This is a genomic window from Pseudoalteromonas phenolica, assembly GCF_005886345.1.
GTDB lineage: Bacteria > Pseudomonadota > Gammaproteobacteria > Enterobacterales > Alteromonadaceae > Pseudoalteromonas > Pseudoalteromonas phenolica_A.
This window is the reverse complement of the sequence record NZ_PNEC01000001.1, coordinates 94,349-116,527: the sequence shown is the minus strand read 5'-3', so window position 1 is coordinate 116,527 and position 22,179 is coordinate 94,349. Positions and strand designations below refer to the sequence as shown.

Here is a 22,179-nt window from a genome sequence, read left to right as displayed (position 1 = left end):
ACAACTGATGTATAATTTAAAGAGAGTTTACCGTGCAAAAACAACCTCAATACCTTATTGCTCCTTCTATCTTATCTGCTGATTTCGCAAGACTCGGTGAAGACGTTGAGCGTGTTATTAAATCAGGCGCTGATGTCGTACACTTTGATGTCATGGACAACCATTATGTACCAAACCTGACATTTGGTCCTATGGTATGTAAGGCTTTACGTGATTATGGTATTGAGGCGCCGATCGATGTGCATTTAATGGTTAAGCCTGTAGATGCACTGATTCCTGAGTTTGCCAAGGCTGGTGCAAGTATCATCACTTTTCATCCGGAAGCAAGTGAACATATTGATAGAACCATTTCATTAATCAAAGAACATGGTTGTCAGGCAGGTTTAGTATTTAATCCAGCAACACCATTACATTATTTAGATTATGTAATGGATAAGCTCGACGTCATTTTACTTATGTCAGTAAATCCAGGTTTTGGTGGGCAGAGTTTCATTCCACAGACCTTAGATAAACTAAAGCAAGTACGTGAGCGTATTGACGCATCTGGTCGAGATATCCGTTTAGAAATCGACGGTGGTGTGAAAGTCGATAACATCGCAGAAATTGCAGCAGCAGGTGCAGATATGTTCGTGGCTGGATCAGCTATCTTTAATCAACCTGATTATGCGCAAGTTATTACGCAAATGCGTGAAGAGCTGGCGAAGGTTTCACGATGAAATACCAAGGTGTGCTATTTGATTTAGACGGCACATTAATAGACAGCGCCCAAGATATGTATATGGCGCTAAATCTGACTTTGACAGAAGTGGCGTTTCCGGTAGTTAGCTATGCGCAAGTAACGACTTGGGTCGGTAATGGTATTGAAATGCTAGTGAAGCGTGCATTGAGCGGTGATATGGCAGTCAATCCAGAGTTACCTTCGAGCTTGGTCGTCGATGCGGTCGTGAGATTTAAAAATCATTATCAGCAACTTGCTGGTGACTATGTTGTTCTTTATCAACATGTTGAAACAGGCTTAGCGGCTACAGCGCATCTGCCAAAAGCCATTGTGACTAATAAAGATCGCGTTTTTACCGAGCAGCTTTTAGAAAAGTTAAACCTAACGTCACATTTTAAAGTCTTAGTGTGTGGTGATGATGGCGAGAAAAAACCTTCACCTTCGCCACTTTTAAAAGCCTGTGAGGCACTTAATATTTCGCCAGAAAAGGCAGTCATGATTGGAGACTCAAAGAGCGATATTATCGCTGCTAAAAGCGCAGAAATTGATGTACTTGCGTTGACTTATGGTTACAATCAAGGATTCGACTTAAAAGAGCTTGAACCCGAGTACCTATGCGACGGGTTCTTAGATATAATCCCAATCATTAATCAGCAATAAATCAGTAAATTTAATAAAGGAACAACATGACTAAACCAGTAGTGTTAAGTGGCATTCAGCCAACCGGTGGTATGACGATAGGCAATTATGTAGGCGCCATAAACCAGTGGCTTAAGTTACAACAAGATCATGATTGTTTCTTTATGCTAGTAGATTTACACGCGATCACAGTTCGCCAAGACCCTAAAATGCTACGTGAGCGTGTGTTAGATGGCGTTGCATTGTACGCTGCTTGTGGTATTGACCCTGAGAAATCGGCGTTGTTTGTTCAATCGCAAGTTCCTGAGCATGCTCAGCTCTCTTGGGTGTTAAACTGTTATGCACAAATGGGCGAACTAAATCGCATGACGCAGTTTAAAGATAAGTCTTCAAAACATGCTAACAATGTAAACGTGGGTTTATTCTCTTACCCAGTATTACAAGCCGCTGACATCTTATTATATCAAGCAGATCAAGTGCCTGTTGGTGAAGACCAAAAGCAACACCTAGAGTTAACTCGTGATATCGCAACACGCTTCAACAACTTATACGGGGATGTTTTCAAAGTACCTGAACCTTACATCCCAGAACTTGGTGCACGCGTGATGAGTTTACAAGATCCACTGAAGAAAATGTCTAAGTCGGATGAAAACCCAAATGCGTACATCATGTTGTTAGACGAGCCAAAGAAAATCGAGAAAAAGCTCAAAAAAGCCGTCACTGATTCAGATGAGCAAGCGCGTATATACTTTGATAGAGAAGAAAAGCCAGGTGTATCAAACCTTCTTACGCTTCTGTCTGTGGCAACAAAGCGCTCAATTGAAGACCTAGTGCCTGAATACGAAGATAAGATGTATGGCCACTTGAAGAAAGATACCGCTGCGGCAGTGGTAAACATGATTGAGCCAATCCAAGCGCGTTTCAAAGAAATTCGTGAAGATCAGACACTATTAGATAACATTATGCGTAATGGTGCTGAAAAAGCAGGTGCGAGAGCCGAGAAAACGCTAAAAGCAGTTTATGATGCTGTGGGCTTCATACCTCGTCCATAATTCGGTTTTATAATTTAGGCCAGGCTAACGCCTGGCTTTTTTGTGGAAATTTCTATGTTATTAATGATCGATAATTACGACTCGTTTACCTATAACCTAGTGCAGTATTTCCAACGCTTAAATCAAGACGTTGTAGTAAAACGGAACGATGAGTTAAGTATTGCTGATATCCGAGCGCTTAACCCTGAGCACATTGTTATTTCTCCAGGCCCATGTAGCCCAAATGAAGCAGGTATATCTCTGTCTGTGGTTGAGCAACTAAAAGGTCAGTTTCCTATTCTAGGGATTTGTTTGGGTCATCAAACAATTGCACAAGCATTGGGTGCGCAAGTAGTCAGAGCAAGGGAGGTAATGCACGGTAAAACGTCGCAAATTCGCCACTCTAATAATGGGGTGTTTCAAGGGCTACCTGATCCCTTAACGGTGTGTCGCTATCACTCTTTAATTGTTGCCAAAGAGCGTTTTCCTGAAGACCTTAAAATCACGGCATGGACAGAGAATGGCATGCAACAAGTGGATGAAATTATGGGCTTATGCCATACTGAAATGGCGCTGGAGGGAGTGCAGTTTCACCCAGAAGCTATTTTGACAGAGCAAGGCTTGGCACTACTAGATAACTTTATTCGTCGCTTTTCAAAATAAAAGAAAAGCGTTAAATAGGACTAATAAGAACGCTCAATGACTGAATTATCTCGTCAATTAAGGACATCAATCGCACTGAACGAACGTGCGCACGATTTATTTATTAGCCATAACTTCGCACAACAGCAACTAGGGTATATACACACACTTGATATTAATTATGGTGAAAAGATACCACAGCGAACCATGCTTGAAGTTGAAATTGCTGCTGCGGCGAAACGTCAGGAAAGCAGTACAAGTCATCATAAGTACATAGCTAAAGCCAGTAACCATCTTCATCAGAGCATTGAAAACTCAATTCAAAAGCAAATAGAAGATATAGACAATATTTATCATGAGATAGTAGGCATCCAAGATGCGGTACCCACTATTCTAGATATTCTAGGGGTGAAGTCTGCGTCAGTAGGGCGTTTAGAACCATTAGTCAATGAACTCCCTTGGCTAGGTCGAGATTTGGTTTCTTTGGTCAACCTGCCACAATATCGTAAACAAAGCAGTAAAGGCACAACTGTAAAAGTTGATACACCAGCTTTAGCTTTGAGGTATCTAGGTTTAGAGAATTTGCAAATGGTGATCCCTACCTTTGCCATGCGTCATTGGATGCCACATGATACTTCTCCCTTCCCTTTGTTAAAAAGGAAGCTTCGTGACCACAGTATGACAACCGGTATTGCAGCAAAGCACTTGGCTGAATTAAACGGCGTTAAAGAACAACATGCTTTTACTCTCGGGATGTTATTAGATGTAGGCAAAGTTGCGTTAACACGTTTGTACTTGTGGACATTTGAGCGTGTTTGGCAAGAAAAAGTGCGTATTGCCCGCGATAAAAACCATAAAGACTTACATTCTGCTTTGCTTGAGCTTGCACCAGATCCGTTATTTTTAAGAGGTCTACTACTTAATCAATCAGCAGGGCTATCAGCTAAACTCATTGAGAAAATGGCTTTCAGGTATTTACCTTTTACAGCCGCTATCGAAGAGTTTGCAATTAATTATTTACCTCAATCGCATAGCCAGTCAGCAGATTACCTCCCACTCAGCCAAGTGCTAAGAAAAGCTCATGGCTATAGCTTGTATACTATTTTAAAAGATAATCAGTTTGTAGAAAAAGACGAAGCAGCTCACTGGTTCGCTCACCTTGGGTTAACAAAAGAGGAACTAAATACGTTGGCAAAATGTAACTTCCATAGTTTACAGCTAACAATTTTGTAAAAATTAATATTTTTTTTACGACTATTCATTCAAGCCACCAATCAAGTTGATTTGTGGCTTTTCCTTTTCCTGCCAGACAAATCCACAGGTACAACCTAAATAGTTATTCACTCACTATGCAAAACTATCCCAAACCCTTGAATATCAAGGGCTCTATGAAAGTTTTAAATGAGACTTTACTGGGGTTTTCTGAAATAATGGGTGCATGAAATTTGTGCCATACGGCTATTTTTAGCCGCGAACTAGCTACACTCAATACTAGTTTTCGCGCACCTAACTCAACTTTATGGGGATAGAAAATGACTATTAATCGTGAATTATTCGATCAGGTAATGGTACCTAATTATGCACCTTCAGCAGTTATTCCAGTTCGAGGCGAAGGGTCTCGTGTTTGGGATCAGGAAGGCCGCGAGTTTATCGACTTTGCAGGTGGTATCGCTGTTAACTGTCTAGGTCACTGTCACCCAGCATTAGTAAACGCGCTTAAAGAGCAAGGTGAAAAAATTTGGCACCTATCAAACGTAATGACAAACGAGCCTGCATTGCGTTTAGCGAAAAAATTAACAGACGCAACATTTGCTGAGAAAGTTTACTTTGCAAACTCAGGTGCTGAAGCGAACGAAGCAGCACTTAAACTAGCACGTCGTTTTGCGCTAGATAAATTCGGCGCTGAAAAATCACAAATTATCTCATTCAACAAAGGCTTCCACGGTCGCACTTTCTTCACTGTAACTGTGGGTGGTCAAGCTGCTTATTCTGATGGTTTCGGCCCTAAGCCAGGTGATGTTGTTCACTGTGATTATAACGATTTAGCTGCATTCGAAGCGCTAATTTCTGATAACACATGTGCCGTGATGATGGAGCCACTTCAAGGTGAAGGCGGTATCGTATCTCCAGAAGTTGATTTCGCGAAAGGTGTTCGCGAGCTATGTACTAAGCACAATGCACTGCTTATTTTTGATGAAGTACAAACAGGCGTTGGCCGTACTGGTGACCTATACGCTTACCAAGGTTTAAACGTAACTCCTGACATTCTAACAACTGCAAAAGCGCTAGGCGGTGGTTTCCCAATCGGTGCGATGATCACAACGACTGAAATCGCTAAGCACTTAAAGATTGGTACACACGGTTCTACTTATGGTGGTAATCCGCTAGCTTGTGCTGTTGCAGAAGCGGCATTCGATACTGTAAATGATGAAGCTGTTTTAAACGGTGTTAAAGAGAAAGAAGCACTATTCCGTGAACTACTGACTGCAATTAATGACAAGTACAACGTATTCAGCGAAATTCGTGGTAAAGGTCTATTATTAGGTGGTGTTGTAAACGAAACATACAAAGGCCGTGCGAAAGAGTTTTTAGTAGCAGGTGTAAAAGAAGGTGTGATGTCACTTGTAGCTGGTGCAGACGTTGTTCGTTTCACTCCTTCACTGGTTATTCCTGAAGCGGATATCCGTGAAGGTATGGCTCGTTTCGAAAAAGCAGTTGCTGCAGTTGTAGCTGCAAACGCTTAATTCCTTGAGTGGCCAAGCTTGCTTGGCCTTGTCTACCGTCAAGTTAACTTTTTAGGAGTAAGCGGACCCATGATGATCCTTCGCCCAATCCAGCAAAGCGACTATCCAGCGCTTTTAAAAATTGCCCATGAATCAGGTCATGGCTTTACTTCATTACCAAATAATGAAGCGCTATTACAAAGCAAAATCGAACGCTCTGAAGCGTCTTTCAAAAAAGAAACGGATGTCCCTTTTGATGAAGGCTATTTGTTTGTTTTAGAAGATACTGAAACTGGCGAAGTAGTGGGTACCAGTGCGATTGAAGCCGCTGTTGGTTTAGATGATGCATTTTATCATTATCATTTGAGCAAAGTGATCCACTCATCACGCACCTTAAATGTTTATAAAGCGGTTGATATTCTGACTCTGTGTAACGACTACACGGGTGCAACTGAACTATGTACTTTGTTCTTGAAAGAAGGGCATCGTCGAGGTTTTAATGGCAAGTTACTGTCAAAGTCGCGCTTTATGTTTATCAAACAACATCAACAGCGCTTTGCAGATACAGTTATTGCTGAAATGCGCGGTGTGTCAGACGAAAATGGTCAAAGCCCATTCTGGCAATGGCTAGAAGAGCACTTCTTCTCAATGGATTTCCCAACGGCAGATTACCTAACGGGTATCGGCCAGAAAGTGTTCATTGCTGAGCTTATGCCAAAATACCCAATTTATGTGAATCTGTTGAGTGAAGAAGCACAAGAAGTGATTGGTCAAGTGCACGATAATACGCGTCCAGCGATTGAGCTACTTAAGAACGAAGGTTTCACTTTTAACGGCTATGTAGATATTTTCGACGCCGGTCCAACAGTAGAGGCTAAGGTTGATAATATTCGTACAGTGCGTTCAGCTAGCTATAAAACAGTGACAATTGGTGATAACTCAGGTGGCTCACCTGTTATGATTGCAAATGATAAACTTCAAGGGTATCGTGCAACCGTTGCAGAGCTGCAGTTTGATGAAAATAGCGAGAGCGTAGTAGTTTCTGCTAAGTTAGCAAAAGCATTGAATTTAGTGGATGGTGACAAAGTCAGCATCGCAACTATATAAGAATAGAGATTTATTATGACAACACATGCCGCACAATTTATTAATGGTGAATGGTTAGCAGGTCAAGGTGACGCATTTTCATCACTGAACCCAGCAAACAACGAAGTTATTTGGCAAGCAAACTCAGCAACAGCTGAGCAAGTTGACACTGCAGTAAAGTCTGCGCGTGAAGCTTTTTATAGCTGGAGCGACATGGCATTTGAAGCGCGTTTAGAAATCGTTAAACGTTTTGCTGAGCAATTGAAAGAAAACAGTGAAGAACTAGCAATTGCCATTGCTAAAGAGACTGGTAAGCCTCTATGGGAAACGCGTACTGAAGCGGGTGCTATGGTTGGTAAAATTGCTATCTCAGAAAAAGCATACCATGAGCGTACAGGTGTGGTTGAAAACGCAATGCCAGTTGGTCGCGCGGTTATTCGCCACAAAGCGCACGGTGTTGTAGCAGTATTTGGCCCTTATAACTTCCCAGGTCACTTACCAAACGGCCACATTGTACCTGCACTTTTAGCGGGTAACACGGTTATTTTTAAGCCGTCAGAACTAACGCCTTATGTTGCAGAGCTTACACTTAAGCTTTGGGAAAAAGCAGGTCTTCCAGCGGGTGTGATCAACCTAGTACAAGGTGAAGTTGAAACAGGTAAAGCACTTGCTTCTCACCGTGGTATTGATGGTCTATTCTTTACTGGTTCTTCTCGTACAGGTCATATCCTTCATGAGCAGTTTGCTGGTCAGCCGGGTAAAATCCTAGCGCTAGAAATGGGTGGTAATAACCCATTAATCGTAAAAGATGCGTCTGATACTAAAGCGGTTGTTCACGACATCATTCAATCTGCATTTATCTCAAGCGGCCAACGTTGTACATGTGCGCGTAAGTTATTCTTACCAGCTGGCGAACAAGGTGATGCGATCCTTGAGCACCTAGTACGTGCAACAAAAGCAATCAAAGTTGGAAGCTTTGATGATGAAGAACAGCCATTCATGGGTTCTATGATCTCGAATCAAGCGGCGGCAGGCATGGTTGCAGCACAGCAGCAACTGATTGACTTAGGTGCTGAGGCTATCATTGAGCTGACACATAAAGAGGGCACAGGCTTTGTAACACCAGGTATCCTTGAGTGTTCAAATGTCACTGACTTCCCAGATGATGAGCACTTCGGTCCATTATTAAAAGTATTCCGTTACACAGACTTTGATGCAGCAATCGAAAAAGCAAACGATACAAGCTTTGGTCTTTCTGCTGGTCTATTAAGTGACAATGCTGAAGATTACGACCACTTCTTACGTCGTATTCGTGCAGGCATTGTGAACTTTAACCGCCCAATCACAGGCGCATCAAGTGCCGCACCATTCGGTGGTATTGGCGCATCAGGTAACCACAGAGCAAGTGCATACTATGCAGCTGACTACTGTGCTTACCCGGTAGCGTCTGTTGAATTAGAAAAAGTGACATTACCAGGTGCATTAAGCCCAGGTTTATCAATCGACTAATTCACACAGACTGCCTATTTAGGTAGAATAAAAGTATTAAAAAAGCAGCTTAGGCTGCTTTTTTTTCATCCGTTAGCTGTAAAAGTAGCAATGCATGTGAGTTTCTGCTTAAATCAATAGGAGATGCTTTGAGAGTTTCAGGTGGACAAACTATGGTATTAGATAAACAGGGCTATGATGAGTTAGTAATGTACTTAACCCACAATTTAACCTTGTTTGAAAAGTCTGGCGAGATAGAGCCGGGTGCACCAAGGGTGATGGAGTTAATTGAAGATGTCATCGCTGAGTATGTAATAAAAATCTGTGAGCAAAACACAGAGTTATCAACCGAGCAACGCAGCTTAATCGTGCGAGAGGTTGACGGTATCGTCTATGACTTACAAGAAGTGCTGTCTAGTGTCACAGAGCAACAAGTGACGAAAGAACAACGAGAGTTTATAGAAGAGTTTGCAGGCTTAGTTAAGAACCTATTCGACGCAGCTATTTAATACCACCCCCTTAAAATGAATCCCTCAGTTAAGAGGATTGGTATAAAAAAATTGCAGTCTCAAACAGTTTATTGCATTTTATAACACCGCTAATATTAGGCGGTGTTTTTATTTATAGAGGTTAATAATGGAAGCAAATATTAAATGGGTAGAAGGCGATACCTTTATCGGTCGCTCTCAATCTGGTCATAATGTGGTGTTTGATACTGGCAGTGATAGCGCAGCACCTAGCCCAATGGAAATGGTACTGATGTCAACAGGCTGCTGTTCATCGGTTGATGTGGTAAGCATTCTCAAAAAAGCAAAACAACAAGTTGAAAATGTCGAAGTGAAGCTAACCGCTGAGCGCGCTGAAAGTGCGCCTAGAGTATTTACAAAAATGAATCTACACTTTGTAGTTACTGGCAAAGATGTCTCTGAAAAGCACCTTGCACGCGCCGTTCAACTGTCTGCTGAGAAGTACTGTTCTGTAGCCTTAATGCTTGATAAATCAGTAGAAATTACTCATAGCCATGAGGTTGTGGAAAGCGCTGTAAAATAACGCTTTTTCAGTGCGGATTTTTCGTATAAAATCCGCCCTCTTTGAGTTCTGCAGTGCAGATTTTGTGTTTAAAGGTTGAGCAAAGTGAACAAGCCCTTTGATAAAATTAAGCTCCATGGCTTTAATAACTTAACAAAAAGTTTAAGCTTTAGTATCTATGACATTTGTTACGCTAAAACGGAGCAACAACGTAAAGAATATTTAGAATATATCGATGAGCAATATAGTGCTGATCGTTTAACTGATATTCTAAAAGAAGTGGTTGATATCATAGGTGCAAACGTACTGAATATAGCTCGTCAAGACTATGACCCACAAGGTGCAAGTGTGACTATCTTGGTCTCTGAAGAGCCTGTAGAGCAGCAGACGTTCGATAGTAATGAAACACCGGGTCCATTGCCTGAGTCAGTGGTAGCTCATTTAGATAAGAGCCATATTTGTGTTCATACTTATCCTGAAGCGCATCCTAATGATGGTATTTGTACATTCCGTGCTGATATTGAAGTCTCTACATGTGGTGTCATTTCTCCGCTAAAAGCGCTGAACTTCTTAATCCACTCACTTGAGTCGGATGTGGTAACTATCGATTACCGTGTACGTGGTTTTACGCGTGATATCACAGGTGTAAAACACTATATTGATCATGCAATTCACTCAATCCAGAATTACATGACAGAAGATACCAAAGAAGCGTATCACATGGTGGATGTGAATGTTTTCCAAGAAAACTTATTTCACACTAAGATGATGTTAAAAGAGACAGATCTAAATACTTACTTATTCGGCTTGAGCACTAATGATTTAAGTGCAGAAGAAGAAAAAGAAATCCGCGCGAAAGTAGAGCGTGAAATCCAAGAAGTCTTCTATGGTCGTAACCTGCCTGAACTAGGTTAAATAAATACAAAGAAAAAGCGCTCAATGGTAAACATTGAGCGCTTTTTCTATGAGCAAATTATAAGGGCTATTTGGTAAATAGCCCTTTATTTACTTCACTTATTAAAGTTCATACTGAAATGTTAAACCTACAAGGCGTGGCTCGCCATATTGGTAATAGTTTTCCGTTTCATAGCCTTTAAGTGGGTTATTGCCAAACTCAAAGCCTCTTACAGGTACATCGCGATCAGCAAGGTTGCGACCCCAAGCCGTTAGAGACCAATTGTTATCGAAGTAAGTTAGGCTTGCGTTAATAAGGTTTTGGTTTGGCGCCTGGTCATTGTGACTATCAGACAAGTAGTAACTGTCTTTGCCTTCAAAACCAAGCTTTGCATCTAGGTTATCAAGTAATGAATATGTGAAGTTAACAGCGTATTGGTACTTAGGTGCTTGTGCTTGTTCACGGTTATGTTGATCTAAGCCACTTTCAGTTTTAAATCCTTTGATCTTAGAGCGTAGATAGCCAAAACTGTAGTTGAGAGTTAAGCGTTCAGTATATTGTTTTACACCTTCTACTTCAAAACCATAGTTCTTACCTGAGCTGGCATTGTCTAGGTAACCTGCAAATTGTTGATCTTGAACTTGCCACTGCTTTAACTGCATATCGTCACGCTTCATGTAAAAAGCAGTAACGCTAAGAGTGTGGCTTTTATCTTCTGACTGGCCTTTTACGCCAAATTCAGCATTCCATAAATATTCAGGGTCGAAGGTATAGTTTTCTGGCTGAATATTCAGGTTTTTATCTTTAGCTTTCGCAAGCGCCTCACCATTCACGCCGCCCATTTTATAACCACGAGATAAACTCGTATAAATCATAGTACGAGGAACGACTTGGTATTCTAGGGCGATTTTACCGCCAAACATGGTTTCATCAGTGTTATCATTAAAGCCGTTATTATCTTTATAGTCGGCACTATAGTTCTCAGCACGAAGGCCTGTAATTAACTCAACATCATTAGCAATAGGTGTGATTTTTTGGCCATAGATTGCGGTGTTGCGAACATCAAAACTAGATAAGAAATCTTGTGATTGCCAAGTATAAACGCGAGTTAAATCGACATCGCGTCTTTCACTGTAAAGACCAAGCACCCAGTCGTTATTTTTTGAACTAAACTGTAAGTCTAGAGTCCCCTTTTCTGTATCGCGCGCATAGCTATCAGTTGAGCTATAACCGCCATTATGTGGACCAGCTTCGCACAATGGGTTGGTCGCATCTTTACATACCCAGTCCTCGTCATAGCTATATAAAGAGTCAGCTTGTAAACCAGTTGCAGTTGCAGTGAGGTTGAATGCCGAAAAACCTTGGTAATTGGCAGTAAAAGCAAATGCATCGCTTTCTAGGTCATCTTGACCAGGTTCATCGGCAACACTATTTCGACTATTATCTAACGTAAATGCATCGTAGCCATTGTCGATGTTGATATGATGGATAGCGAGTGTTGTATTAAAATCGGCTGACCAGTCATTTTGTAGTTTAACACGTAGCGCTTGCTCATCTTGTGTTTGAGTTGGCTCGTTAAGGTATAAGTTATCGGTATAGCCATCTGACTTACGTTGGAACCCGCTCACTCTGATTGCAGAGCTATCAGTTAAGCCAGTGCCTGCAGCAATACCTGCTTCATAACTATTATAGTTGCCAACACCTAGCTTCACCTTCAATGCCTTGTCTTGGCTAGGCGCAGCGGTTTGCATATCAATCATACCAGCCATGGCATCTGCACCATAACGTGTACCTTGCGGGCCGCGATAAACCGCCACTTGCTCAACATCGAATAACAATGCACTGCCACCAAGACCTGAGTAGTTAATGCCATCGATGAGTAAACCCACACTTGGCTGGATTGGGTCTTGGAATTGAGAGCGAAGACCAACGCCACGAATTTGTACAAAGCGACCACGAGATGCGCCTGCAGTGAAGTTGACGTTAGCCGCTGAATTTAAAATCTCACCTAGGTAGCTGGCACCACGTTGTGTAATTTCAAGCTCGCCTAATACGCTGGCACTGGCGCTTAAGGTTTGAATGCTTTCTTTTTTGAAGTCACCGGTGACTTCAATAACTTCAAGGCTATTTTGCTCAGCAACCGCATTAGTGGCAAATAAAGGCAGCATGGCTGCGCATAACAGAGAGATTTTTGCTTTCATTTTCAGGCTATTCCGTTTTGATAGTGAGGCGTGCACACGTTCTGAATGTCAGTTTTGTTCAATTCAAAATAAGCAGTTAAGTTCGGCACGCGCTGGCTATTCTAACAAATCAGACCATACAGAGAAGTGAAACTATGTTTAATTGTGTTATAACTGCGGCAAAGACTACCGAGTTTATGAGGATTAAATGAGTTTCAAAGTTGAGTTTAAAGTGCGTGACTACGAGTGCGACTTGCAAGGTATCGTCAACAACAGCGTCTATTTCAATTATCTAGAGCATGCACGCCATGAGTTTTTGGCAGCTAAAAATATCGACTTTGCGCAACTTGCCCGTGATAAGGTCAATTTAGTGGTGATCCGCTCAGAAATGAACTACAAAGACTCATTAAAGCCGGGTGATGCGTTTTACGTTGAAGTCGAAGTAGAGCGTTTAAGTCGTTTGAAATTCGCCTTTAATCAAAAGGTGATCCGCGCAGCAGACAATAAACTGATGCTGGATGCGGTAGTAACTGGCACTTCGGTGAATGAAAAAGGTCGCCCATTTGTGCCTGAGCAACTTGAGCAGTTATTTGCATAAAGAAATTAAGCCCTAAACATAGGAAGCCATGCATGAAAAATAAGTACTCTACTTTAGCCATTGTTTTGGGCTTATCGGGCTCTGCTGTTTTATCTGGTTGCACCATGGTGTGGGATGACCCGAAGAGCCTTAACCCTTTCTCTGAAAAAACGCTACCGCAAGGACATTGGCAGTTAAGTCAGATTGATGAAGTTGCGCAGACTGGTAGTGAAATGCGCCTACAGCTTGTTGAAGACAATCAGATCATGGGCCACACAGGATGCAACCGTTTCTTTGGTAAAACCCGTATTCAAGGCAATCAGCTGTATGTTGAGCAAATCGGCATGACAAAAATGCTCTGCTCCGATGAGCTCGATAAACAAGAGCGTATGCTACTGAATATGTTAGAAATCGGTGTGCCTTTTACGGTGTCAGATAAGGCGCTAATACTAAATGGTAAACCAGTACTACATTTTAAACGTTTAGATGGTCTTGAATAAGCCATTGTTTATGAAGTAGACTGCACTCAATTCGTTACTTGTCGGAGTGCCTTCGGGCTGAGATCGCATTATTTGCGGGATCCGTGAACCTGATCAGGTTAAAACCTGCGTAGGGAACAAGCTGCCTTGCAAGCAAATATCTTTGCTGGCTGCAAAAAGCTAAGATGCGTCGTGCATGCATTTAGCTCGGACCAATTGGGCTAACCCCCATCTCTCTCCATCTGGAGATCTGACAAGACACCTTAACTAACCATGAGGCAAGTCATGTCAAACAATAGTAGCAAGCCAAGCCGTCGCGAAACCCGTGCCGCGGCATCAGAATATATTTATAACCTTACTGGTCAACCGTTTCCGAACTCACAAAAAGTGTATGTAGAAGGTGAGCAGGCGGGTGTACGTGTGGGTATGCGCGAAATCACTCTAAGCGACAGCTTTATTGGTGGCACAGAAGAAAACCCTGTGTTTGAGAAAAATGACCCAATCCGCGTGTACGATACATCAGGCCCTTATACAGAGCCGGGCTTTGAACTAAATGTACGTAAAGGTTTACCTAAATATCGTGAGCAGTGGATCTTAGATCGTGATGACACAGAAGAGCTTGAGTCAGTAACTTCACAGTTCTCTCAACAACGTATGGCCGATGAAGGCCTTGATCACATCCGTTTTGAGCACTTACCTAAAATTCGCCGTGCTAAAAAAGGCAAGAACGTGACGCAAATGCACTATGCGCGTCAGGGTATTATCACTCCAGAAATGGAATTCGTCGCGATTCGTGAAAACATGGGGCGTGAAAAAATTCGTGAAGAATTATTAGCGCAACAGCACAAAGGCGAGTCGTTTGGTGCTGAAATTCCAGAGTTTATCACACCAGAATTCGTTCGCTCAGAAGTGGCACGTGGTCGAGCTATCATTCCTAACAACATCAACCACCCTGAATCAGAGCCAATGATTGTTGGTCGTAACTTCTTAGTAAAAGTGAACGCTAACATTGGTAACTCATCTGTTACCTCTTCAATCGAAGAAGAAGTTGAGAAGCTAGTATGGTCAACGCGTTGGGGTGCAGATACGGTAATGGACTTGTCTACTGGTCGTTATATCCATGAGACGCGTGAATGGGTTGTACGTAACTCACCAGTGCCAATCGGCACCGTACCAATTTACCAAGCACTTGAGAAAGTAAATGGTGTTGCTGAAGACCTAACATGGGAAATTTTCCGCGATACGCTGATTGAACAAGCAGAGCAGGGTGTGGATTACTTCACGATCCACGCTGGTGTATTACTTCGCTACGTACCGATGACGGCAAAACGTGTCACCGGTATTGTATCGCGTGGTGGTTCAATTATGGCGAAGTGGTGTTTAGCGCACCATAAAGAAAACTTCCTATACACACACTTCGAAGACATCTGTGAGATCATGAAGCAGTATGACGTGTGTTTCTCACTGGGTGATGGTTTACGTCCGGGCTCAATTGCAGATGCCAACGATGAAGCACAATTATCTGAGTTACGCACTTTAGGTGAACTGACGAAGATTGCTTGGGAGCATGACGTTCAGGTGTTTATCGAAGGTCCAGGTCACGTGCCAATGCATATGATCAAAGAAAACATGGACGAGCAATTAGAGCACTGCCATGAAGCGCCTTTCTATACACTTGGTCCATTAACGACCGATATCGCACCGGGTTACGACCATATTACTTCTGGTATCGGTGCTGCGCAGATCGCTTGGTATGGTACGGCGATGCTGTGTTATGTAACACCAAAAGAGCACTTAGGTCTACCAAACAAAGAAGACGTGAAAGAAGGCCTTATCACATACAAAATCGCCGCTCACGCAGCGGATTTAGCAAAAGGTCACCCAGGTGCACAAATTCGTGATAACGCGTTATCAAAAGCGCGTTTCGAGTTCCGTTGGCACGACCAATTCAATCTAGGTCTAGATCCTGAACGTGCACTTGAATATCACGACGAGACACTACCGCAAGAGTCGGGCAAAGTGGCGCACTTCTGCTCTATGTGTGGTCCTAAGTTCTGCTCAATGAAGATCACTCAAGAAGTACGTGACTACGCGAAAGACCTAGAAGCACAAGGTGTTGATATTTCTGATAACAACGCAATTAAGATCAAGATGATCGATGTTGAAGCTGAAATGAAAGCCAAGTCTGAAGAGTTTAAACAAACAGGCTCTGAGCTTTATCACAAAGCCATCTAGTCACACTAGATGATTATGCCATGCGGACAGCATGGCATTGTTTTATAACCTTCGGGTTTTTAGGGGCAGAAATGAGTAAACCAAGAGTTGCTGTATTAGGGTTTGGTTTGTTGGGGCGTGTTGCAGCATTGATGCTGATGGAGCGCTATCAACTGAGTATCTTCGAAAAAGACGACGCACAAGCAAATAACAGCGCCGGTGTATTAGCGGCAGCCATGTTAGCGCCGTTGGCAGAGTCGGTAATTTGTGAAGCGGATTTAGCCGAAGATGGCTTAACAGCCATGGCACTTTGGCCCGAACTTTTGGCAAAACTTTCTTCCCCGGTATTTTTTCAACAAGCAGGTACCCTCGTTGTTGCACATCAGCAAGACAAGGGCGACTTACAAAGTTTTTCACAGCGCTTAAAACCCCTCGCAGGGCACCAAGCACACATAGCCAATAGCCAAGACATTTCTCAGTTAGAACCAGAACTAGCAGGGCGTTTTCATCAAGGCATATTTTTACCTTGTGAAGGCCAGCTCGATAACTTGGCTTTTTATCGCGCCAGTTTTGAAACGCTACAACAGCAAGATGTTGAGTTTCATTTTGGGCAGTCTGTGTATTGCGAGCAGGGGCAAGTTAACGGTGAAGCATTCGATTGGATCATCGATTGTCGTGGCTTAGGCGCTAAAGATGAAGTGACAGGGCTTCGAGGTGTACGTGGTGAAGTAGCCCGCGTTTACGCACCAGAAGTGACGTTAACTCGTCCTGTGCGTTTAATGCATCCTCGCTACCCAATTTACATCGCGCCGAAACCAAATCATGAGTTTGTCATTGGTGCGACTGAAATTGAGTCGCAAGATAATGGCCCGATCACGGTGCGCTCTACGCTTGAGTTGTTGTCAGCTGCCTACACGGTACACAGCGGCTTTAGTGAAGGGCGTGTGATGTCGATTAATTCTGGGCTAAGGCCTGCGTTTGTTGATAATCGTCCAAACATTGAGGTGAAAGACAACCTCATCCAAATTAATGGCTTATATCGCCATGGTTATTTACTTGCACCTTTTGTGGTGCAGCAAGCACTGAGCAAGGGGTTACTTTGAACGTCGTATTCAATGGTCAACAAGTCGCGCTAACCGACACTAATTTACAAGCATTTATTGAATCGCAAGGCGCAGTGCCGCCATTTGCTGTGGCTGTGAATGGGCAGTTTGTACCGCGCAGCCAATGTGCTGTGGCTGAATTAAAAGAGGGCGATCAAATCGAGTTATTGTCGCCTATTCAAGGGGGCTAAACATGCATAAACCACTTACCATTTATGGCGAAACCTTTGATAGCCGTTTATTGATAGGCTCTGCGCTTTATCCATCTCCACAAATTATGCAGCAATCGCTGGTAGCATCGCAGTCGCAAATTGTGACTGTGTCATTGCGACGCCAAAACTCAGTCGAGGCAGGCCAAGATTTCTGGCAATTAATCAAAGATACAGGGCTGCGCGTATTGCCTAACACAGCAGGTTGCCACAGTGTCAAAGAAGTGGTGACCTTGGCGCAAATGTGCCGCGAAGTCTTCGATACAGACTGGATCAAGTTAGAGCTGATTGGTGATGAGTATAATTTGCAGCCTGATCCCGTGGCTTTATTAGAAGCGACTGACATTTTGATCAAAGATGGCTTTAAAGTACTGCCTTATTGCACCGATGACCTAGTGATCTGCCAGCGACTGGCCGATTTAGGCTGTGAGGTATTGATGCCTTGGGGCGCACCAATTGGCACAGGCAAAGGGCTAATTAATCCTTATAATTTAAAAACCATTCGAGAGCGCCTGCCAGAGCATACTCTCATTGTGGATGCAGGCTTAGGCTTACCGTCGCATGCTTGCCAAGCGCTTGAGCTAGGTTATGATGCGGTACTATTAAACTCGGCCATTGCTGGTGCGGGTTGCCCGGTGACCATGGCCAAAGCGTTTAAGTCAGCAGTAGAAGCAGGGCGCTTTAGTTATGAAGCCAAAGCCATGCCTGAAAAAGAAGTAGCGGCACCTTCTACGCCGACCATGGGCATGCCGTTTTGGCACCAAGATTAAAATAGATAAAGAATTTAGGAGTCTGACATGTCAGAAGTTGTTTGGAGTATTGCAGGCTCAGACAGTGGTGGTGGCGCAGGTATTCAAGCCGACCTTAAAGCTATGCACAGCTTCGGTGTACACGGCTGTACAGTGATCACGGCGCTAACCGCACAAAACAGCCTTGGGGTTGAAGCTATTAACCCTGTTAGTAATGCCGTGATTGAGTCTCAACTTAATGCATTGGCGCAAGATATGCCTGCAAAAGTGATTAAAATAGGCTTGCTCGCCAATATCGCGCAAGTAGAGTTAATCGCCGAGCACATTGCTCACTACAAAAAAACGTGGGCGGTGCCGCCAGTGGTGGTGTATGACCCGGTTGCGATTGCAACCAGTGGTGACACCTTAACTGAAGAAGACACCGTTGACGCACTGAAAAAGTATCTTTTCCCGCTGGTAGATGTGATCACCCCAAATACACACGAGACACAATTGCTCACAGGTATTTATCTTATTGGCCCAAGCTCAGTGGTTGAAGCGGCCGAAAAGTTACAGGCTTTTGGTGCAGGCTCTGCGGTGATCAAAGGCGGTCACTGGGATTACCCGAAAGGCTACTGCATAGATTATTGTCGCAGTGACAGCCAAGAAGAATACTGGCTAGGAAACGAGGCGGTAGTCACTCCACATACCCATGGCACGGGCTGTAGTTTATCTTCATGTATCGCGGCTTGCCTTGCCAAAGGTTACCCGTTAAAAGATGCATTTATTTTAGGTAAAGCGTATATCAACCAAGGTTTAGCAAGCGCCGTGCGTTATGGCGAAGGCATTGGCCCTGTAGCGCATACGGGCTTCCCAGAAGACTTAACGCATTTCCCGCAAGTGATTGAACCGGGTAGTTGGTTAGCTGATGAGTTAGAACTGGACGCGCCGGATGATTTTAATTTTGCAGCAGGTTTTGCCGATACTGACGGTGAGCTGGAGCTTTATGCGGTTGTAGATACAGCTGATTGGATTGAAAAATGTTTAGCCGCAGGCGTACCGACCGTACAGCTACGTATTAAAGATCCAAACGATCCAAACCTAGAAGCTGAGATCAAAACGGCTATTATGCTGGGTGAAAAATATCAAGGCCGAGTATTTATTAACGATTACTGGCAGTTAGCTATCGAGCACGGGGCGTATGGTGTGCATCTTGGCCAAGAAGATTTAAGCGAAGCTAACCTATCGGCAATTCAAAATGCAGGTTTACGTTTAGGCGTATCGACACACGGCTTTTATGAAATGGTGCGTGCGCACAACTACCGCCCAAGTTACTTAGCCTTCGGAGCGATTTATCCAACCACAACCAAAGATATGACAGGGCAAATTCAGGGCCTTGAAAAGCTCAAGCATTTTGTGCCGTTAATGAAAGCACATTACCCGACCGTGGCCATAGGCGGTATTGATATTGCGCGTACTGAGCAAGTTGCCAGTACTGGTGTGGGCTGTGTTGCGGTTGTGCGTGCTATCACTTTAGCTGATGACCACCAAAATGCGGTTCTTGAGCTTAAAGCAGCAATTCGCAAAGGACGAGGTGAGGCTTAATGGCATTGGATGACAAAGAGCGGCTGCGTTACAGCCGCCACTTGTTACTCAAAGAAGTTGGCGAAGCTGGGCAAAATAAGCTGAAAAGTGCCAAAGTTGCGGTGGTAGGCTGTGGCGGTTTAGGCAGTCCGGCTTTACTGTATTTGGCGGCTTCAGGCATAGGGCAACTGACATTCATTGATGATGACGAGGTTGAGCTGTCTAACCTTCAACGTCAGATCATGTATAAGGTAAACCACCTTGGTCAAAGCAAGGCCAAAGCTGCTGGCAAGGTACTGACCAGTCTAAATAATCAAATTTCACTGCATCCTGTGCACGTACGTTTGAGTGCAGAAAATTTAGATGTGTTATTGGCTGATGCCGACTTTATCTTAGATTGTAGCGATAACTTTAAAACCCGTTATCTACTAAATACATACTGCCTTGAGAATAATAAAGTATTGATCTCAGGCGCTGCCATCGCGACTCAAGGTCAGGTGATGGTGTTTGACTATAGAAACGACAGTGCTTGTTATGCTTGTTTATTTCCTGAGGAAAACGGACAAGTAGCGCAAAACTGCGATAACTTTGGGGTACTAAGCCCATTGCTCGGCGTAATTGGCTCAATGCAGGCGCTTTATACGGTGAATATGATTTTAGGTCATCATAGTGGTAGTGTGTTTAAGCAAGTGGATGGTTTAACCCTAGAGCAGAAGTCGTTCACTTTGTTTAAAGATCCTGAATGCCTCACCTGTAGTAATACATAGATACAAAAAAGCCTGCTCATGCAGGCTTTATAAATTTAAGTGTTTATCCTGCAATGAGGTTACTTAATATTGGCAAACGGTGTGCCCATACGAGTAACCGTTTCAGGTTGTTCACTGTCTAAGAAATCAGCCTGCTCTTTACCCCAAGCCAAAACCACAGTTGAACCTAACTTAAAGCGGCCCATTTCATCACCTTTCTTTAAGTGAATGGCTTTTTCGCCCTCAGCAGGGTAATTCCATGTCATCACATCACGACCTGCTGGTGGAGTAACCGTACCCGCCCAAATCGTTTCGATACTTGCCACAATGGTTGCACCAACTAAGGTCATTGCAAGCGGGCCTATTTTAGTATCAAAAATGGCGACTACACGCTCGTTGCGGGCAAATAGATTAGGCACGTTTTTCGCGGTAAGTGGGTTTACTGAGAATAAGTCACCCGGTACATAGATCATTTTACGCAGCGTACCGTCAATTGGCATATGAATACGGTGATAATCTTTAGGCGCTAGGTAAATACAGGCAAATTTACCGCCTAAGAATGGGGTCGCATCTTCTTCATGGCCACCGTGTAGCTCTTGTACACTGTAGTTATGTTCTTTAGCTTGGATAAGCTGACCATCGACAATATCACCTAGCTGGCTAATTGCGCCATCTACAGGGTGAGTGATGATGCTTTCATCTTCAGTCAATGGGCGAATACCCGGCTTCAGAGGACGCGTAAAGAATTCATTAAAGGTTTTATAGTGCGCAGGATCTTCGTACAGCGCCTCACTCATGTTGATCTTATATTGCTTAATAAAGGCTTTGATTAAAGATGTGGTGACTGAACCCGCTTCGGCTGCAGCCAGTTTACCAACAAGGCGAGAGATCCCATGCTTAGGCATGGCGTATTGCATGGCAATTTTAAATTTATCCATGGGGACTATAAATTCCTAAAAATAATTAGCGCGGATATTAACATATAAATTGTAAAATTTTTAAACTCTTGGTGCACGAGCGCCTGCTCGGCCATCTGCCATTGATTCTAAAATGCGGTGGTAGCTGTCAAACCTCAGCTCAGTGATTTTCCCCTCTTCAACTGCTTCAACTAAAATACACCCCGGATCATTCAGGTGTTTACAGTCTCTAAAGCGACAGCCGCCGATAAACTCTCGAAACTCTTTGAAGCACCAAGTTACGCGTTCTACGTCTAAATGCCATAAGCCAAACTCACGGATCCCTGGAGAATCAATCAGGTTACCGCCACTCGGTAAATGGTGTAATCGTGACACTGTGGTGGTGTGCTGACCAAGACCACTGTTTTCAGAGACTTCTTTAGTAAGAATATCTGCATCAGGCAGTACGGTATTGACGAGCGTTGATTTACCCACCCCAGATTGGCCTACAAATATATTGTTTTTACCAACTAAAATTTGCTTAAGCGCGTCAATCCCTTCACCAGTTTTGGTACTAACAAGGTGTACTTTGTAACCTAATTCGCGATAGATATCTAAAATCTCGTTAATGAACTCAAGCCCTTCATCATCAATTAAGTCGATTTTATTCAGTACTAAGATGGGCTCGATACCCATATCTTCACAAGCAACTAAATATCGGTCGATAATTTGCGGGGTGAACTCAGGCAAAATTGCAGACACCATTAAGATTTGGTCAATGTTTGCTGCAACGACTTTAACGCCATCATAAAAATCTGGGCGGGTAAGCTGTGAACGGCGCTCTTCAATGGCCTCTATAACACCAGCGAGGTCACCATCACTGACTTTGGCACGACGAAAGAATACTTCATCACCGCATACTAAACCGCCAACGGTTCTGCGAATATTACAGCGTAATACTTCGCCGTCAGTGGTTTCTATATCGGCATGTTGGCCGAAGCGGCTTATTACCACTGCTTTTTCAGTCGGACCTAAATTGTCGGTTTGCCACTGTGTATCTTGTTGCTCGCTATGCTGCTGTTTAGCTTTTCGCAAGCGTTTTTGATGGTTGGCACTGATCCGACGGGATTGGCCTTTACTGAGTTTCTTTTGTTTTGCCATAGGTACTTAGCTTGTCACTGATCAAAATCGCAATTAATAAAATTGCCTAAA

At 43.4% G+C, this 22,179-nt stretch carries 22 protein-coding genes and 1 riboswitch; of the genes, 19 read left to right on the top strand and 3 right to left on the bottom strand.

Annotated elements, in window-relative coordinates:
• Positions 1 to 32 precede the first annotated feature (32 nt).
• From rpe to speD, 11 genes are all read left to right on the top strand, one after another.
• Complete coding sequence (rpe, locus tag CWB72_RS00605; protein ID WP_138567286.1) at positions 33 to 716, top strand: ribulose-phosphate 3-epimerase; 684 nt, start codon at positions 33 to 35, stop codon at positions 714 to 716.
• On the top strand, positions 713 to 1,378 hold the full coding sequence (locus CWB72_RS00600) for an HAD family hydrolase (protein ID WP_138628479.1): 666 nt from the start codon (positions 713 to 715) through the stop codon (positions 1,376 to 1,378). The genes rpe and CWB72_RS00600 overlap by 4 nt, the downstream gene beginning before the upstream one ends.
• Positions 1,379 to 1,404: 26 nt before the next feature.
• Positions 1,405 to 2,409 carry a tryptophan--tRNA ligase gene (gene trpS / locus CWB72_RS00595; protein WP_130254159.1) on the top strand — a complete coding sequence of 335 codons (1,005 nt, stop codon included), beginning with the start codon at positions 1,405 to 1,407 and terminating at the stop codon, positions 2,407 to 2,409.
• A gap of 54 nt (positions 2,410 to 2,463) precedes the next feature.
• Entirely contained in the window at positions 2,464 to 3,051 is a 588-nt protein-coding gene (locus CWB72_RS00590) for an anthranilate synthase component II (protein ID WP_138628477.1), read from the top strand.
• Between the two features lie 36 nt (positions 3,052 to 3,087).
• Entirely contained in the window at positions 3,088 to 4,263 is a 1,176-nt protein-coding gene (locus CWB72_RS00585) for an HDOD domain-containing protein (RefSeq protein ID WP_138628475.1), read from the top strand.
• A 299-nt stretch (positions 4,264 to 4,562) separates the two neighbouring features.
• Positions 4,563 to 5,774: an aspartate aminotransferase family protein gene (locus CWB72_RS00580; RefSeq protein WP_138628473.1), complete on the top strand. Its 1,212-nt coding sequence runs from the start codon at positions 4,563 to 4,565 to the stop codon at positions 5,772 to 5,774.
• A gap of 69 nt (positions 5,775 to 5,843) precedes the next feature.
• On the top strand, positions 5,844 to 6,860 hold the full coding sequence (astA, locus tag CWB72_RS00575; protein WP_138628462.1) for an arginine N-succinyltransferase: 1,017 nt from the start codon (positions 5,844 to 5,846) through the stop codon (positions 6,858 to 6,860).
• Between the two features lie 15 nt (positions 6,861 to 6,875).
• Positions 6,876 to 8,348, top strand: a complete 1,473-nt coding sequence (gene astD / locus CWB72_RS00570; RefSeq protein ID WP_138567291.1) for a succinylglutamate-semialdehyde dehydrogenase — start codon at positions 6,876 to 6,878, stop codon at positions 8,346 to 8,348.
• 152 nt (positions 8,349 to 8,500) lie between these two features.
• A complete protein-coding gene (locus CWB72_RS00565; RefSeq protein ID WP_138567308.1) occupies positions 8,501 to 8,836 on the top strand; it encodes a DUF3802 family protein in 336 nt (111 codons plus the stop codon).
• 127 nt (positions 8,837 to 8,963) lie between these two features.
• The gene (locus tag CWB72_RS00560) at positions 8,964 to 9,377 is read left to right on the top strand and encodes an OsmC family protein (RefSeq protein ID WP_138567292.1); all 414 of its coding nucleotides are present in this window, start codon (positions 8,964 to 8,966) and stop codon (positions 9,375 to 9,377) included.
• A gap of 84 nt (positions 9,378 to 9,461) precedes the next feature.
• Positions 9,462 to 10,271 carry an adenosylmethionine decarboxylase gene (gene speD, locus CWB72_RS00555; RefSeq protein WP_138628460.1) on the top strand — a complete coding sequence of 270 codons (810 nt, stop codon included), beginning with the start codon at positions 9,462 to 9,464 and terminating at the stop codon, positions 10,269 to 10,271.
• 102 nt (positions 10,272 to 10,373) lie between these two features.
• Here the strand turns inward: speD and CWB72_RS00550 are convergent, their stop codons facing one another.
• Positions 10,374 to 12,452 carry a TonB-dependent receptor gene (locus CWB72_RS00550; RefSeq protein ID WP_138628458.1) on the bottom strand — a complete coding sequence of 693 codons (2,079 nt, stop codon included), beginning with the start codon at positions 12,450 to 12,452 and terminating at the stop codon, positions 10,374 to 10,376.
• 187 nt (positions 12,453 to 12,639) lie between these two features.
• Between CWB72_RS00550 and CWB72_RS00545 the strand changes: the two genes are divergently transcribed.
• The 8 genes from CWB72_RS00545 (at position 12,640) to CWB72_RS00510 (ending at position 20,092) form a co-directional block, all read left to right on the top strand.
• Positions 12,640 to 13,029, top strand: coding sequence for an acyl-CoA thioesterase (locus CWB72_RS00545; RefSeq protein ID WP_138567294.1), 390 nt, complete (start codon positions 12,640 to 12,642; stop codon positions 13,027 to 13,029).
• Between the two features lie 32 nt (positions 13,030 to 13,061).
• Positions 13,062 to 13,508: an META domain-containing protein gene (locus tag CWB72_RS00540; protein WP_138628456.1), complete on the top strand. Its 447-nt coding sequence runs from the start codon at positions 13,062 to 13,064 to the stop codon at positions 13,506 to 13,508.
• A gap of 32 nt (positions 13,509 to 13,540) precedes the next feature.
• A riboswitch (TPP riboswitch) is annotated at positions 13,541 to 13,641 on the top strand.
• A 131-nt stretch (positions 13,642 to 13,772) separates the two neighbouring features.
• Entirely contained in the window at positions 13,773 to 15,722 is a 1,950-nt protein-coding gene (gene thiC / locus CWB72_RS00535; RefSeq protein ID WP_130254149.1) for a phosphomethylpyrimidine synthase ThiC, read from the top strand.
• Positions 15,723 to 15,793: 71 nt separating this feature from the next.
• A complete protein-coding gene (locus CWB72_RS00530; protein WP_138628454.1) occupies positions 15,794 to 16,804 on the top strand; it encodes an FAD-dependent oxidoreductase in 1,011 nt (336 codons plus the stop codon).
• The gene (gene thiS, locus CWB72_RS00525) at positions 16,801 to 16,995 is read left to right on the top strand and encodes a sulfur carrier protein ThiS (RefSeq protein ID WP_058031113.1); all 195 of its coding nucleotides are present in this window, start codon (positions 16,801 to 16,803) and stop codon (positions 16,993 to 16,995) included. Before CWB72_RS00530 ends, thiS begins: the two co-directional genes overlap by 4 nt.
• A 2-nt stretch (positions 16,996 to 16,997) precedes the next feature.
• On the top strand, positions 16,998 to 17,783 hold the full coding sequence (locus CWB72_RS00520) for a thiazole synthase (RefSeq protein ID WP_058031112.1): 786 nt from the start codon (positions 16,998 to 17,000) through the stop codon (positions 17,781 to 17,783).
• Between the two features lie 27 nt (positions 17,784 to 17,810).
• Positions 17,811 to 19,346, top strand: a complete 1,536-nt coding sequence (thiE, locus tag CWB72_RS00515) for a thiamine phosphate synthase (RefSeq protein WP_138628452.1) — start codon at positions 17,811 to 17,813, stop codon at positions 19,344 to 19,346.
• Positions 19,346 to 20,092 (top strand): HesA/MoeB/ThiF family protein, encoded by a 747-nt coding sequence (locus tag CWB72_RS00510; protein WP_138628450.1) that lies wholly within the window; start codon positions 19,346 to 19,348, stop codon positions 20,090 to 20,092. Before thiE ends, CWB72_RS00510 begins: the two co-directional genes overlap by 1 nt.
• A gap of 59 nt (positions 20,093 to 20,151) precedes the next feature.
• Here the strand turns inward: CWB72_RS00510 and asd are convergent, their stop codons facing one another.
• Positions 20,152 to 21,009: an archaetidylserine decarboxylase gene (gene asd, locus CWB72_RS00505; RefSeq protein WP_138628448.1), complete on the bottom strand. Its 858-nt coding sequence runs from the start codon at positions 21,007 to 21,009 to the stop codon at positions 20,152 to 20,154.
• A gap of 60 nt (positions 21,010 to 21,069) precedes the next feature.
• Positions 21,070 to 22,128 (bottom strand): small ribosomal subunit biogenesis GTPase RsgA, encoded by a 1,059-nt coding sequence (rsgA, locus tag CWB72_RS00500; protein ID WP_138628446.1) that lies wholly within the window; start codon positions 22,126 to 22,128, stop codon positions 21,070 to 21,072.
• Positions 22,129 to 22,179: the final 51 nt, after the last annotated feature.